The 12,409-nt window shown below is 70.7% G+C and carries 11 protein-coding genes; 10 read left to right on the top strand and 1 reads right to left on the bottom strand.

Going from position 1 to position 12,409, the window contains the following annotated elements; all coding sequences use genetic code 11:
* The first annotated feature begins 15 nt into the window (after positions 1-15).
* The 4 genes from QIS99_RS11090 to nusB all read left to right on the top strand — a co-directional run bounded on the left by QIS99_RS11090 (position 16) and on the right by nusB (position 3,351).
* Positions 16-1,101 carry an AAA family ATPase gene (locus tag QIS99_RS11090; RefSeq protein WP_282512932.1) on the top strand — a complete coding sequence of 362 codons (1,086 nt, stop codon included), beginning with the start codon at positions 16-18 and terminating at the stop codon, positions 1,099-1,101.
* A gap of 90 nt (positions 1,102-1,191) precedes the next feature.
* Entirely contained in the window at positions 1,192-2,298 is a 1,107-nt protein-coding gene (locus QIS99_RS11085; RefSeq protein ID WP_282512930.1) for an aminopeptidase P family protein, read from the top strand.
* Between the two features lie 49 nt (positions 2,299-2,347).
* Positions 2,348-2,914, top strand: coding sequence for an elongation factor P (gene efp, locus QIS99_RS11080; protein ID WP_282512928.1), 567 nt, complete (start codon positions 2,348-2,350; stop codon positions 2,912-2,914).
* A 2-nt stretch (positions 2,915-2,916) separates the two neighbouring features.
* A complete protein-coding gene (gene nusB / locus QIS99_RS11075; RefSeq protein ID WP_282512926.1) occupies positions 2,917-3,351 on the top strand; it encodes a transcription antitermination factor NusB in 435 nt (144 codons plus the stop codon).
* 180 nt (positions 3,352-3,531) lie between these two features.
* Here nusB and bldD read toward each other — a convergent pair whose 3' ends face one another.
* The gene (bldD, locus tag QIS99_RS11070; protein ID WP_282512924.1) at positions 3,532-4,032 is read right to left on the bottom strand and encodes a transcriptional regulator BldD; all 501 of its coding nucleotides are present in this window, start codon (positions 4,030-4,032) and stop codon (positions 3,532-3,534) included.
* Positions 4,033-4,249: 217 nt separating this feature from the next.
* On the opposite strand from bldD, the gene pyrR reads away from it, so the two are divergent.
* The 6 genes from pyrR to carB all read left to right on the top strand — a co-directional run bounded on the left by pyrR (position 4,250) and on the right by carB (position 12,330).
* Positions 4,250-4,840 (top strand): bifunctional pyr operon transcriptional regulator/uracil phosphoribosyltransferase PyrR, encoded by a 591-nt coding sequence (gene pyrR / locus QIS99_RS11065; RefSeq protein ID WP_282512922.1) that lies wholly within the window; start codon positions 4,250-4,252, stop codon positions 4,838-4,840.
* Positions 4,841-4,949: 109 nt separating this feature from the next.
* Positions 4,950-5,933: an aspartate carbamoyltransferase catalytic subunit gene (locus QIS99_RS11060; RefSeq protein WP_282512920.1), complete on the top strand. Its 984-nt coding sequence runs from the start codon at positions 4,950-4,952 to the stop codon at positions 5,931-5,933.
* A 2-nt stretch (positions 5,934-5,935) separates the two neighbouring features.
* Entirely contained in the window at positions 5,936-7,222 is a 1,287-nt protein-coding gene (locus QIS99_RS11055) for a dihydroorotase (protein WP_282512918.1), read from the top strand.
* Positions 7,219-7,848 (top strand): PH-like domain-containing protein, encoded by a 630-nt coding sequence (locus QIS99_RS11050; RefSeq protein WP_282512917.1) that lies wholly within the window; start codon positions 7,219-7,221, stop codon positions 7,846-7,848. Before QIS99_RS11055 ends, QIS99_RS11050 begins: the two co-directional genes overlap by 4 nt.
* Positions 7,845-9,029, top strand: a complete 1,185-nt coding sequence (gene carA, locus QIS99_RS11045) for a glutamine-hydrolyzing carbamoyl-phosphate synthase small subunit (RefSeq protein WP_282512915.1) — start codon at positions 7,845-7,847, stop codon at positions 9,027-9,029. The genes QIS99_RS11050 and carA overlap by 4 nt, the downstream gene beginning before the upstream one ends.
* On the top strand, positions 9,022-12,330 hold the full coding sequence (carB, locus tag QIS99_RS11040) for a carbamoyl-phosphate synthase large subunit (protein WP_282512913.1): 3,309 nt from the start codon (positions 9,022-9,024) through the stop codon (positions 12,328-12,330). The genes carA and carB overlap by 8 nt, the downstream gene beginning before the upstream one ends.
* The last annotated feature ends 79 nt before the right edge of the window (positions 12,331-12,409 follow it).

Genomic DNA, 12,409 nt, shown 5'->3' with positions numbered 1-12,409 from the left:
ACGGAGTGGCACCGGATGCAGCACGCAGTGGGGAATCCGCTGCCGCCCCACCAGCCGGGGCAAGGACCGGCCACCGGCTGGTCCCCGGCCGCACACCACCCGGGACCCGCGGGTCATCCGGGCCCTGCGGGCCACCCCGGTCCAGCCGGGCCCGCCCCGCAGCAGGGGGCTCCGCAGCAGGGCACCCAACAGCAGGGGGCTCCGCAGCAGGGCGCCCCGCACCCCCCGCCGGCACCGGGTCCGCCTCAGCCCCCGCCTCCGCCCGCACCCGCACCCGCCGCACCCCCGCCCGGCGCCCCCGGACCCGGTGCACCCGCGGCCCCGCCACCGCCACCGCAGCCCGGCCCCGGCTACCAGCCCCCGCAGCCTCAGCCCCCGCAGCCTCAGCCGGGACAGCCGGGACAGCCGGGACAGTCCGGACAGCCCGGACAGGCGCAGCCGCAGCCCGGCGCGGAGAACACCACCGGCCACATCCAGCTCCCGCCCGGCGGCCCCGTCGCCGTGCCCAGCCCGCCGCCCGACGCCACGCAGGGCGACACCGGCGCGACCACCCTCGCCGTCCTGCTCATCGGCCCGGCAGGCGCGGGCAAGACCTCTGTGGCCAAGTACTGGGCGGAGCACCGCCGCGTGCCCACCGCCCACATCAGCCTCGACGACGTCCGCGAATGGGTGCGCTCCGGCTTCGCCGACCCCCAGACCGGCTGGAACGACCACTCCGAGGCGCAGTACCGCCTGGCCCGCCGCACCTGCGGCTTCGCCGCCCGCAACTTCCTGGCCAACGGCATCTCCTGCATACTCGACGACGCCGTCTTCCCGGACCGCCCCGTCGTAGGACTCGGCGGCTGGAAACGGCACGTAGGGCCCGGTCTGCTCCCCGTGGTGCTGTTGCCCGGCCTGGAGATCGTCCTGGAGCGCAACGCCCAGCGCAGCGGCAACCGCCGCCTCACCGACGAGGAAGTGGCCCGCATCCACGGCCGCATGGCCGGCTGGTACGGCTCCGGCCTGCCGATCATCGACAACTCCGGCTACGACGTCCCCACCACGGCCCGCGTCCTGGACGACGTCCTCGCCCGCGCCATCGCCAGCCCGCCCCAGTGGTGACCGGGCACCGAGACACCCGGTGCCAGCAGGAGCCGCCCGGTCGGACGCGCTGACCAGGACGGATCGCCCGTCCGCTCGTACGCTCGACCTATGTCCGAGGTGTACGCCGCCCGCAGAGCGCGCCTGAGGGATCAGTGCACGGCAGGCGGCAGCGCGGCCGCCGTCGTCTCCCGCCCCGCCAACGTCCGCTACCTGGCAGGGGCGGCACCCCGCGGCGCAGCCCTGCTGCTCGGGCCGCGCGCCGATCTCCTGCTGTGCCGCAGCCACCCGACCGGCGAGCCCGACGAGGGCAGGCCCGACGACGCACTGCAGGTCCACGTGTTGCCGACGGCCGGCGGCGACACCGCCGTCGCCGCCGCCGACCTCGCCGCCGGACAGGGCGCCGACTCCCTCGCCGTGGAGGAACACCACCTGACCGTCGTCCGGCACCGCGCCCTGAACTCCGTCGCGCCCCGGCTGCGCCTCGCCGACCTCGGCTGCGCCGTCGAACAGCTGCGGCTCATCAAGGACGAGGAGGAGATCTCCTGCCTCCGCATCGCCGCCGAGATCGCCGACCAGGCCCTCGGTGAACTCCTCGAATCCATCCTCGTAGGGCGTACGGAGCGTCATCTCGCCCTCGAACTGGAGCGGCGGCTCGTCGACCACGGCGCCGACGGGCCGGCCTTCCCCACCTCGGTCGGCACCGGCGTCAACTCGGGGCGCGGCACGCACCGGCCCACCGACCGGCGCGTGGAGGAGGGCGACTTCCTCTCCGTCTGCCTCGGCGCCGCCTACCGTGGCTACCGCAGCGAGATCGGCCGCACCTTCGTCATCGGCACCACCCCGGCCGACTGGCAGATCGAGCTGTACGACCTGGTCTTCGCCGCGCAGCGGGCCGGCCGCGAGGCGCTGGTGCCCGGTGCGGAGTACCGCGAGGTCGACCATGCGGCCCGCTCCGTACTGGACGCCGCCGGGTACACGGACGGGCTGCCGCCGGTCATCGGCCACGGGGTGGGGCTCGAAATCGACGAGGACCCGCAGTTGGCCCCCGGAGCCATGGGTAAACTGGACGCTTGTGTGCCGGTCACCGTCGAACCGGGGGTCCACCTTCCGGGCCGGGGCGGTGTCCGGATCGATGACACGCTCGTCGTCCGCCCCGAGGCGGATGGCGGACCCGAGCTACTCACCATCACGACCAAGGAGCTGCTCGCGCTCTAGCGCGCACGGCCCTCGGTCCCACCAGTCCAGTCCAGGAGATTCCGCAACCGTGGCTTCCACGAACGACCTCAAGAACGGCATGGTGCTCAAGCTCGACGGGGGCCAGCTCTGGTCCGTCGTCGAGTTCCAGCACGTCAAGCCCGGCAAGGGCCCGGCATTTGTGCGCACCAAGCTCAAGAACGTGCTCTCCGGCAAGATCGTCGACAAGACGTTCAACGCCGGCACCAAGGTCGAGACGGCCACCGTCGACAAGCGTGACATGCAGTTCTCGTACATGGACGGCGACTACTTCGTCTTCATGGACATGCAGACGTACGACCAGCTGCACGTCGAGAAGAAGGCCGTCGGCGACGCCGCCAACTTCCTGATCGAGGGCTTCACCGCCACCGTCGCGCAGCACGAGGGCGAGGTGCTCTACGTCGAGCTGCCGGCCGCCGTCGAGCTCGTCATCAAGGAGACCGAGCCGGGCGTCCAGGGCGACCGCTCCACCGGCGGCACCAAGCCCGCCACCCTGGAGACCGGCCACCAGATCAACGTGCCGCTCTTCATCACCACCGGCGAGAAGATCAAGGTCGACACCCGCGACAGCAGCTACCTCGGCCGGGTGAACAGCTAACCGTGGCCGCCCGTAACACGGCCCGCAAGCGTGCCTTCCAGATCCTCTTCGAGGCAGACCAGCGCGGCACCGACGTTCTGACCGTGCTGGCGGACTGGGTGCGCCACTCGCGCAGCGACACCCGCCAGCCGCCGGTCAGCGAGTTCACCATGCAGCTGGTCGAGGGGTACGCGGAGAACGCCGCCCGGATCGACGAGCTCATCGCGCAGTACGCGGTGGACTGGACCCTCGACCGCATGCCGGTCGTGGACCGGAACCTGCTGCGCCTCGGCGCCTACGAGCTGATCTGGGAGGACGGGACGCCCGACGCCGTCGTCCTCGACGAGGCGGTGCAGCTCGCCAAGGAGTTCTCCACCGATGAGTCGCCGGCGTTCGTCAACGGACTGCTCGGCCGCCTGAAGGACCTCAAGCCCTCCCTGCGCAGGGACGAGGCCTGAGCGGGACTCCGACGGTCCTCATGACGAGGGGCCCGCGGCGCCTACGCGCTGCGGGCCCCTCGTCGTGCGCCCTGGGTACCGGGGAGTCGTGCGCCCTGGGTACGAAAAAGCCGCCGGGCCGTCGGGAAGATCGCTCTCCCGACGGCCCGGCGGTACGTTTCTGCTCAGGCCTGAAGCGGCTCAGGCCTCTTCGTGGGTGACCGCGCGGCGCGCGTCCGCGTCCAGGACGCCCCAGCTGATCAGCTGCTCGGTGAGGACCGAGGGGGACTGGTCGTAGATCACCGCGAGGGTGCGCAGGTCGTCCTGACGGATCGAGAGGACCTTGCCGTTGTAGTCGCCGCGCTGGGACTGGATCGTCGCCGCGTAACGCTGCAGCGGGCCGGCCTTCTCCTGCGGGACGTGGGCCAGACGCTCCAGGTCGAGGACGAGCTTCGGCGGGGGCTCGGCGGCGCCGCCGGGGGTCGTGCCCGGGAGCAGCTCCTGTACGGGGACGCCGTAGAAGTCCGCCAGCTCGGCGAGGCGCTGCACGGTCACGGCACGGTCGCCGCGCTCGTACGAACCGACCACGACGGCCTTCCAGCGTCCCTGGGACTTCTCCTCGACACCGTGGAGGGAAAGGCCCTGCTGGGTGCGGATGGCCCGGAGCTTGGCCCCGAGCTGTTTGGCGTATTCGCTGGACATATAGCTCCCCGGACGCTGCATTCTGCGGCCTCGACCGCGTGCCTGTGACTCACTGTGAGATTACGCAGCGTTACTTGTCTGCGTCAAGCTGAACGGTCCGTACCGGCCTTCGGGGGCCCGTGAACTGCGGTGTTGCCGCTGCTGCTAAGCTGACTGGCGCAATCTAGACGTCCTTTAAGGTCCGTCCCGTGAGGCGGAGAAGGAGGTCCGTTTCAGTATGGACACCAAGAACGGTTCCGGCAGCGGTTCCGAAGTCGCGCGGCCGGTTCTCGAAGGCCCCGACATCGCGCGGGTTCTGACCCGTATCGCCCACGAAATCGTCGAACGCGCCAAGGGCGCCGACGACGTGGTGCTTCTCGGCATTCCGACCCGCGGCGTATTCCTCGGCCAGCGGCTCGCCGCCAAGCTCGCGGAGATCACCGGCCGGGAGATCCCGGTCGGCTCCCTCGACATCACCATGTACCGCGACGACCTGCGGATGCACCCGCCGCGCGCGCTCGCCCGTACGGAGATCCCCGCCGACGGCATCGACGGCCGCCTCGTCGTCCTCGTCGACGACGTGCTGTTCTCCGGCCGCACCATCCGCGCCGCGCTCGACGCCCTGAACGACATCGGGCGGCCGCGTGCCGTGCAGCTCGCCGTCCTGGTCGACCGCGGCCATCGCGAGCTGCCCATCCGCGCCGACTACGTCGGCAAGAACCTCCCCACGTCGCTGCGGGAGACGGTCAAGGTCCAGCTCGCCGAGGAGGACGGTCGCGACACCGTGCTGCTCGGGGAGAAGCAGGCCGCCCCGGTCGGCGAGCAGTAGCCGCCCCGGACCCACCCGCGTGCGTCCGGTGTGCGCAACTGCGCGCCCTCATGTCTGAAAAGTTCTGAAAAGCTCTGAAAGTTCTGAACTCCCCTCTGGAGCCTGCCCGATGATGCGTCACCTCATCTCGGCCGCCGACCTCTCCCGCGACGACGCCGTCCTGATCCTCGACACCGCCGAGGAGATGGCCCGCGTCGCGGACCGGCCGATCAAGAAACTGCCCGCCCTGCGCGGACGTACCGTCGTGAACCTCTTCTTCGAGGACTCGACGCGCACCCGGATCTCCTTCGAGGCCGCCGAGAAGCGGCTCTCCGCGGACGTCATCAACTTCGCCGCCAAGGGGTCGTCGGTCTCCAAGGGCGAGTCCCTGAAGGACACCGCGCAGACCCTGGAGGCCATGGGCGTCGACGCCGTGGTCATCCGGCACGGCGCCTCCGGTGCCCCGTACAACCTGGCGACATCCGGGTGGATCGACGCCGCCGTGATCAACGCCGGTGACGGCACCCACCAGCACCCCACGCAGGCGCTGCTCGACGCGTTCACCATGCGGCGCCGCCTCATCGGGCCGGACGCCGGGCTCGGCCAGGACCTCGGCGGCAAGCGGATCACCGTCGTCGGCGACGTCCTGCACAGCCGGGTCGCCCGCTCCAACGTCGACCTGCTGCACACGCTCGGAGCCGAGGTCACCCTCGTCGCACCGCCCACCCTGGTGCCCGTCGGCGTGGAGAGCTGGCCCTGCGAGGTGTCGTACAGCCTCGACCAGGTGCTCGCCAAGTCCGACGCCGTGATGATGCTGCGGGTGCAGCGGGAGCGGATGAACGCCGCGTTCTTCCCGACCGAGCGCGAATACGCGCGGCGGTACGGGCTCGACAGCGACCGGATGGCGAAGATGCCGGAGCACGCCATCGTGATGCACCCGGGCCCGATGGTCCGCGGCATGGAGATCACCGCCGAGGTCGCGGACTCCGAGCGCTGCACGGCCATCGAGCAGGTGGCCAACGGCGTGCACACCCGTATGGCCGTCCTCTATCTGCTGCTCGGCGGCAACGAACCCGCAGGCAGCCCCGCCGCCCGTACCGAGGAGAGCAAGTAATCATGAGCAAGATCCTGATCCGTGGTGCCAAGGTCCTCGGTGGCGAGGCGCAGGACGTCCTCATCGACGGCGAGACGATCGAGGCGGTCGGCAACGGTCTGTCCGCCGAGGGAGCCCAGGTGATCGAGGCCGACGGCCAGGTGCTCCTGCCGGGCCTCGTCGACCTGCACACGCATCTGCGCGAGCCCGGCCGCGAGGACTCCGAGACCGTCCTGACCGGCACGAAGGCCGCCGCGCGCGGTGGCTGGACCGCCGTGCACGCCATGGCCAACACCTTCCCCGTCGCCGACACCGCGGGCGTCGTCGAGCAGGTCTGGCGGCTCGGCCGCGAGTCCGGCTACTGCGACGTGCAGCCGGTCGGCGCCGTCACCGTCGGACTTGAGGGCAAGCAGCTCGCCGAGCTGGGCGCCATGCACGACTCGGCCGCGGGCGTCATGGTCTTCTCCGACGACGGCAAGTGCGTCGACGACGCCGTGATGATGCGGCGCGCCCTGGAGTACGTGAAGGCCTTCGACGGCGTCGTCGCGCAGCACGCCCAGGAGCCCCGGCTCACCGAGGGCGCCCAGATGAACGAGGGCACCGTCTCCGCCGAGCTGGGCCTCGGCGGCTGGCCGGCCGTCGCCGAGGAGTCGGTCATCGCGCGGGACGTGCTGCTCGCCGAGCACGTCGGCTCCCGGGTGCACATCTGCCACCTGTCGACCGCCGGTTCCGTCGAGATCGTGCGCTGGGCCAAGTCCCGCGGCATCGACGTCACCGCCGAGGTCACCCCGCACCACCTGCTCCTCACCGACGAGCTGGTGCGTACGTACAACCCGGTCTACAAGGTCAACCCGCCGCTGCGTACGGAGAAGGACGTCATGGCGCTGCGCGAGGCGCTGGCCGACGGCACCATCGACATCGTCGCCACCGACCACGCCCCGCACCCGCGCGAGGACAAGGACTGCGAGTGGGCCGCCGCCGCCATGGGCATGGTCGGCCTGGAGACCGCGCTCTCCGTGGTCCAGCAGACGATGGTCGACACCGGGCTGCTCGACTGGGCGGGCGTCGCCGAGCGGATGTCCGCCAACCCGGCGAAGATCGGCCGCCTCGACGGGCACGGCCGCCCCGTCTCGGCTGGCGAGCCCGCCAACCTCACCCTGGTCGATCCGGCATACCGTGGAGCGGTGGACCCCGCGGGCTTCGCCTCCCGCAGCCGCAACACCCCCTACGAGGGCCGCGAGCTGCCGGGTCGTGTCACCCACACCTTCCTGCGGGGCCGGGCCACGGTCATCGACGGGAAGCTGGCGTGAGCACACCTTGGATTTTCGCCGCCGAACAGAAGTCGGCGGAAGTGACGGACTGGGCCGCGCGCATCGGCTGGCTCGTCGGACTCGCGCTCTTCGTGGCGCTCGTCTACTGGCTGATGCGCCAGGGCTGGAAGTGGCGCGGCACGCTCCAGGGCGACCTGCCCGAGCTGCCCGCGCTGCCGACCGGGCCCGGTCCCGCCAGACTTGAGCTGAGCGGCCGGTACCACGGCTCCACGACCGCCGGGCAGTGGCTCGACCGGATCGTGGCGCACGGGCTCGGCACCCGCAGCCGGGTCGAGCTCACCCTGACGGACGCGGGACTGAGTGTCGTACGCCCCGGGGCCGCCGACTTCTTCGTCCCGGCGGAGCAGCTGCGCGAGGCCCGGCTCGACAAGGGCATCGCGGGCAAGGTCCTCGCCGAGGGCGGCCTGCTGGTCGTGACCTGGGCGCACGGCGAGAAGCTGCTCGACTCCGGCTTCCGCTCCGACCACGCCGCCGAGCACACGGCCTGGGTCGAGGCCATCAACTCCATGACGACCGGCAAGCCCGGCAGCACCACCACGAGCACCACCACCAGCACCACCACAAGCACCACCACCGACAACACGACGGAAGGCGCCGCACGATGACGACCTCGCACCAGGGGATCTCCTCGAAGAGGATGGGGGCGCCTCCCGCCGTACTCGTCCTGGAGGACGGCCGCATCTTCCGCGGCCGCGCCTACGGGGCCGTGGGGGAGACCTTCGGCGAGGCCGTGTTCTCCACCGGCATGACCGGCTACCAGGAGACCCTGACCGACCCGTCGTACCACCGCCAGGTTGTCGTGATGACCGCCCCGCACGTCGGCAACACCGGCGTCAACGACGAGGACCCCGAGTCCGGGCGGATCTGGGTGTCGGGCTATGTCGTCCGCGACCCCGCCCGCGTGCACTCCAACTGGCGGGCGCAGCGCTCCCTCGACGAGGAGCTGCGAGGGCAGGGCGTCGTCGGCATCTCCGGCGTCGACACCCGCGCGCTCACCCGGCACCTGCGGGAGCGCGGCGCCATGCGCGTCGGCATCTTCTCCGGCAACGCGCTCCCGGACGAGGGCACCATGCTCGCCGAGGTCCGCCAGGCCGCCGAGATGAAGGGCGCGGACCTCTCCGCCGAGGTCGCCACCAAGGAGACGTACGTCGTCCCCGCGATCGGCCCCGACGGCGAAGCCGTCCCGGTCGGCACGGCGAAGTTCACCGTCGCCGCCGTGGACCTCGGCATCAAGGGCATGACCCCGCACCGCATGGCCGAGCGCGGCATCGAGGTGCACGTGCTGCCCGCCACGGCCACGGCCGAGGACGTGTACGCCGTCAACCCCGACGGCGTGTTCTTCTCCAACGGCCCCGGCGACCCGGCCACCGCCGAGCACCCCGTCTCGGTCATGCAGGCGGTCCTTGAGCGCAAGACGCCGCTCTTCGGTATCTGCTTCGGCAACCAGATCCTGGGCCGCGCGCTCGGCTTCGGCACGTACAAGCTGAAGTACGGCCACCGCGGCATCAACCAGCCGGTGCAGGACCGCACCACCGGCAAGGTCGAGGTCACCGCGCACAACCACGGCTTCGCCGTCGACGCGCCCCTCGACAAGGTCTCCGACACGCCTTACGGGCGCGCCGAGGTCTCCCACGTCTGCCTGAACGACCAGGTCGTCGAAGGACTGCAGCTCCTCGACCAGCCGGCGTTCTCCGTCCAGTACCACCCCGAGGCGGCGGCCGGTCCGCACGACGCCGCCTACCTGTTCGACCGTTTCGTATCGCTGATGGAGGCCGAGCGTGCCTAAGCGCACCGATATCCAGTCCGTCCTGGTCATCGGCTCCGGCCCGATCGTCATCGGCCAGGCCGCCGAGTTCGACTACTCCGGCACCCAGGCCTGCCGCATCCTCAAGGCCGAGGGCCTGCGGGTGATCCTGGTCAACTCCAACCCGGCGACGATCATGACCGACCCGGAGATCGCCGACGCCACGTACGTCGAGCCGATCACCCCCGAGTTCGTCGAGAAGATCATCGCCAAGGAGCGCCCCGACGCGCTGCTGCCCACCCTCGGCGGCCAGACCGCGCTCAACACCGCGATCTCCATGCACGAGCAGGGCGTCCTGGAGAAGTACGGCGTCGAACTGATCGGCGCCAACGTCGAGGCGATCAACAAGGGCGAGGACCGCGACCTCTTCAAGGATGTCGTCGAGGAGGTCCGCAAGAAGATCGGCCACGGCGAGTCCGCCCGCTCGTACATCTGCCACTCCATGGACGACGTCATGAAGGGCGTCGAGGAGCTCGGCGGCTACCCCGTCGTCGTCCGCCCCTCCTTCACCATGGGCGGCGCCGGCTCCGGCTTCGCGCACGACGAGGAGGAGCTGCGCCGCATCGCCGGCCAGGGCCTCACGCTCTCCCCGACCACCGAGGTCCTCCTGGAGGAGTCCATCCTCGGCTGGAAGGAGTACGAGCTGGAGCTGATGCGCGACAAGAACGACAACGTCGTGGTCGTCTGCTCCATCGAGAACTTCGACCCGATGGGCGTGCACACCGGCGACTCGATCACCGTCGCGCCCGCCATGACGCTCACCGACCGCGAGTACCAGCGCCTGCGTGACGTCGGTATCGCGATCATCCGCGAGGTCGGCGTCGACACCGGCGGCTGCAACATCCAGTTCGCGATCAACCCCGAGGACGGTCGCGTGATCGTCATCGAGATGAACCCGCGGGTGTCCCGGTCGAGCGCCCTGGCGTCCAAGGCCACCGGCTTCCCGATCGCGAAGATCGCCGCGAAGCTGGCCGTCGGCTACACGCTGGACGAGATCCCCAACGACATCACCGAGAAGACCCCGGCCTCCTTCGAGCCGACCCTCGACTATGTCGTCGTCAAGGCCCCGCGATTCGCGTTCGAGAAGTTCCCGCAGGCCGACTCCACCCTCACCACCACCATGAAGTCGGTCGGCGAGGCCATGGCCATCGGCCGCAACTTCACCGAGGCCTTTCAGAAGGCGCTGCGCTCCCTGGAGAAGAAGGGCTCGCAGTTCACCTTCGTCGGCGACACCGGCGACAAGGCGGAGCTGCTGCGCGCGGCCGTCCGTCCGACGGACGGCCGCATCAACCTCGTGATGGAGGCCATCCGCGCCGGCGCCACGCAGGAGGAGGTCTTCGAGTACACCAAGATCGACCCCTGGTTCGTGGACCAGCTCTTCCTGATCAAGGAGGTCGCGGACGAGCTGGCCTCCGTGGAACGCCTCGACGCGGACCTCCTCGCCGAGGCCAAGCGGCACGGCTTCTCCGACCACCAGATCGCCGAGATCCGCGGCCTGCGCGAGGACGTCGTCCGCGAGGTCCGGCACGCGCTCGGCGTCCGCCCGGTCTACAAGACGGTCGACACCTGCGCCGCCGAGTTCGCCGCGAAGACCCCGTACTTCTACTCCTCGTACGACGAGGAGACCGAGGTCGCCCAGCGCGAGAAGCCCGCCGTGATCATCCTGGGCTCCGGCCCGAACCGCATCGGCCAGGGCATCGAGTTCGACTACTCCTGCGTCCACGCCTCCTTCGCGCTCAGCGACGCGGGCTACGAGACCGTGATGGTCAACTGCAACCCGGAGACGGTCTCGACGGACTACGACACGTCCGACCGCCTCTACTTCGAGCCGCTCACCCTCGAAGACGTCCTGGAGATCGTGCACGCCGAGCAGCAGGCCGGCCCGCTCGCCGGTGTCGTCGTGCAGCTCGGCGGCCAGACCCCGCTGGGCCTCTCGCAGGCCCTGAAGGACAACGGCGTCCCGGTGGTCGGCACCTCGCCCGAGGCCATCCACGCCGCCGAGGACCGCGGCGCCTTCGGCCAGGTCCTCGCCGAGGCCGGCCTCCCGGCCCCGAAGCACGGCACCGCCACCACGTTCGCGGAGGCGAAGACGATCGCCGACGAGATCGGCTACCCGGTCCTCGTCCGCCCGTCGTACGTCCTCGGCGGCCGGGGCATGGAGATCGTGTACGACGAGGCCCGCCTCTCGGCGTACATCGAGGAGTCGACCGAGATCAGCCCCTCGCGGCCGGTCCTCGTCGACAAGTTCCTCGACGACGCCATCGAGATCGACGTGGACGCGCTGTACGACGGCACCGAGCTCTACCTCGGCGGCGTCATGGAGCACATCGAGGAGGCCGGTATCCACTCCGGCGACTCGGCGTGCGCGCTGCCCCCGATCACCCTCGGCGGCTTCGACATCAAGCGGCTGCGGGCCTCGACCGAGGGCATCGCCAAGGGCGTCGGCGTACGCGGACTGATCAACATCCAGTTCGCGATGGCCGGGGACATCCTCTACGTCCTGGAGGCCAACCCGCGCGCCTCGCGCACCGTGCCCTTCACCTCGAAGGCCACCGCGGTGCCGCTCGCGAAGGCCGCCGCGCGCATCTCGCTCGGCGCCACCATCGCCGAGCTGCGCGCCGAGGGCCTGCTCCCGGCCGAGGGCGACGGCGGCACGCTCCCCATGGACGCGCCGATCTCCGTCAAGGAGGCCGTCATGCCGTGGTCCCGCTTCCGCGACATCCACGGCCGCGGCGTCGACACGGTCCTCGGCCCGGAGATGCGCTCCACCGGCGAGGTCATGGGCATCGACTCGGTCTTCGGCACGGCGTACGCCAAGTCGCAGGCCGGTGCGTACGGGCCGCTGCCCACCAAGGGCCGCGCGTTCATCTCGGTCGCCAACCGCGACAAGCGCTCGATGATCTTCCCGGCGCGTGAACTCGTCGCCCACGGCTTCGAGTTGATGGCCACGTCGGGCACGGCCGAGGTGCTGAAGCGCAACGGCATCAACGCCACCGTCGTCCGCAAGCAGTCCGAGGGCGAGGGCCCGAACGGCGAGAAGACCATCGTCCAGCTCATCCACGACGGCGCGGTCGACCTCATCGTCAACACCCCGTACGGCACCGGCGGCCGCCTCGACGGCTACGACATCCGTACGGCGGCCGTGGCCCGCAGCGTGCCCTGCCTGACGACGGTGCAGGCGCTCGCCGCCGCCGTCCAGGGCATCGACGCGCTCAACCACGGTGACGTGGGCGTGCGTTCACTCCAGGAACACGCCGAACACCTGACCGCGGCCCGCGACTAGCGAACGGGGAGGGGGACACCGGAAACGGTGTCCCCCTCTTCGTGAGCTGGACGAGCTTCATGAGTTCCCCGAGGACACC

This window comes from Streptomyces solicavernae, from assembly GCF_029968095.1.
In the GTDB taxonomy this organism is placed as follows: domain Bacteria; phylum Actinomycetota; class Actinomycetes; order Streptomycetales; family Streptomycetaceae; genus Streptomyces; species Streptomyces solicavernae.
This window is presented reverse-complemented; position numbering and strand designations above follow the sequence as displayed.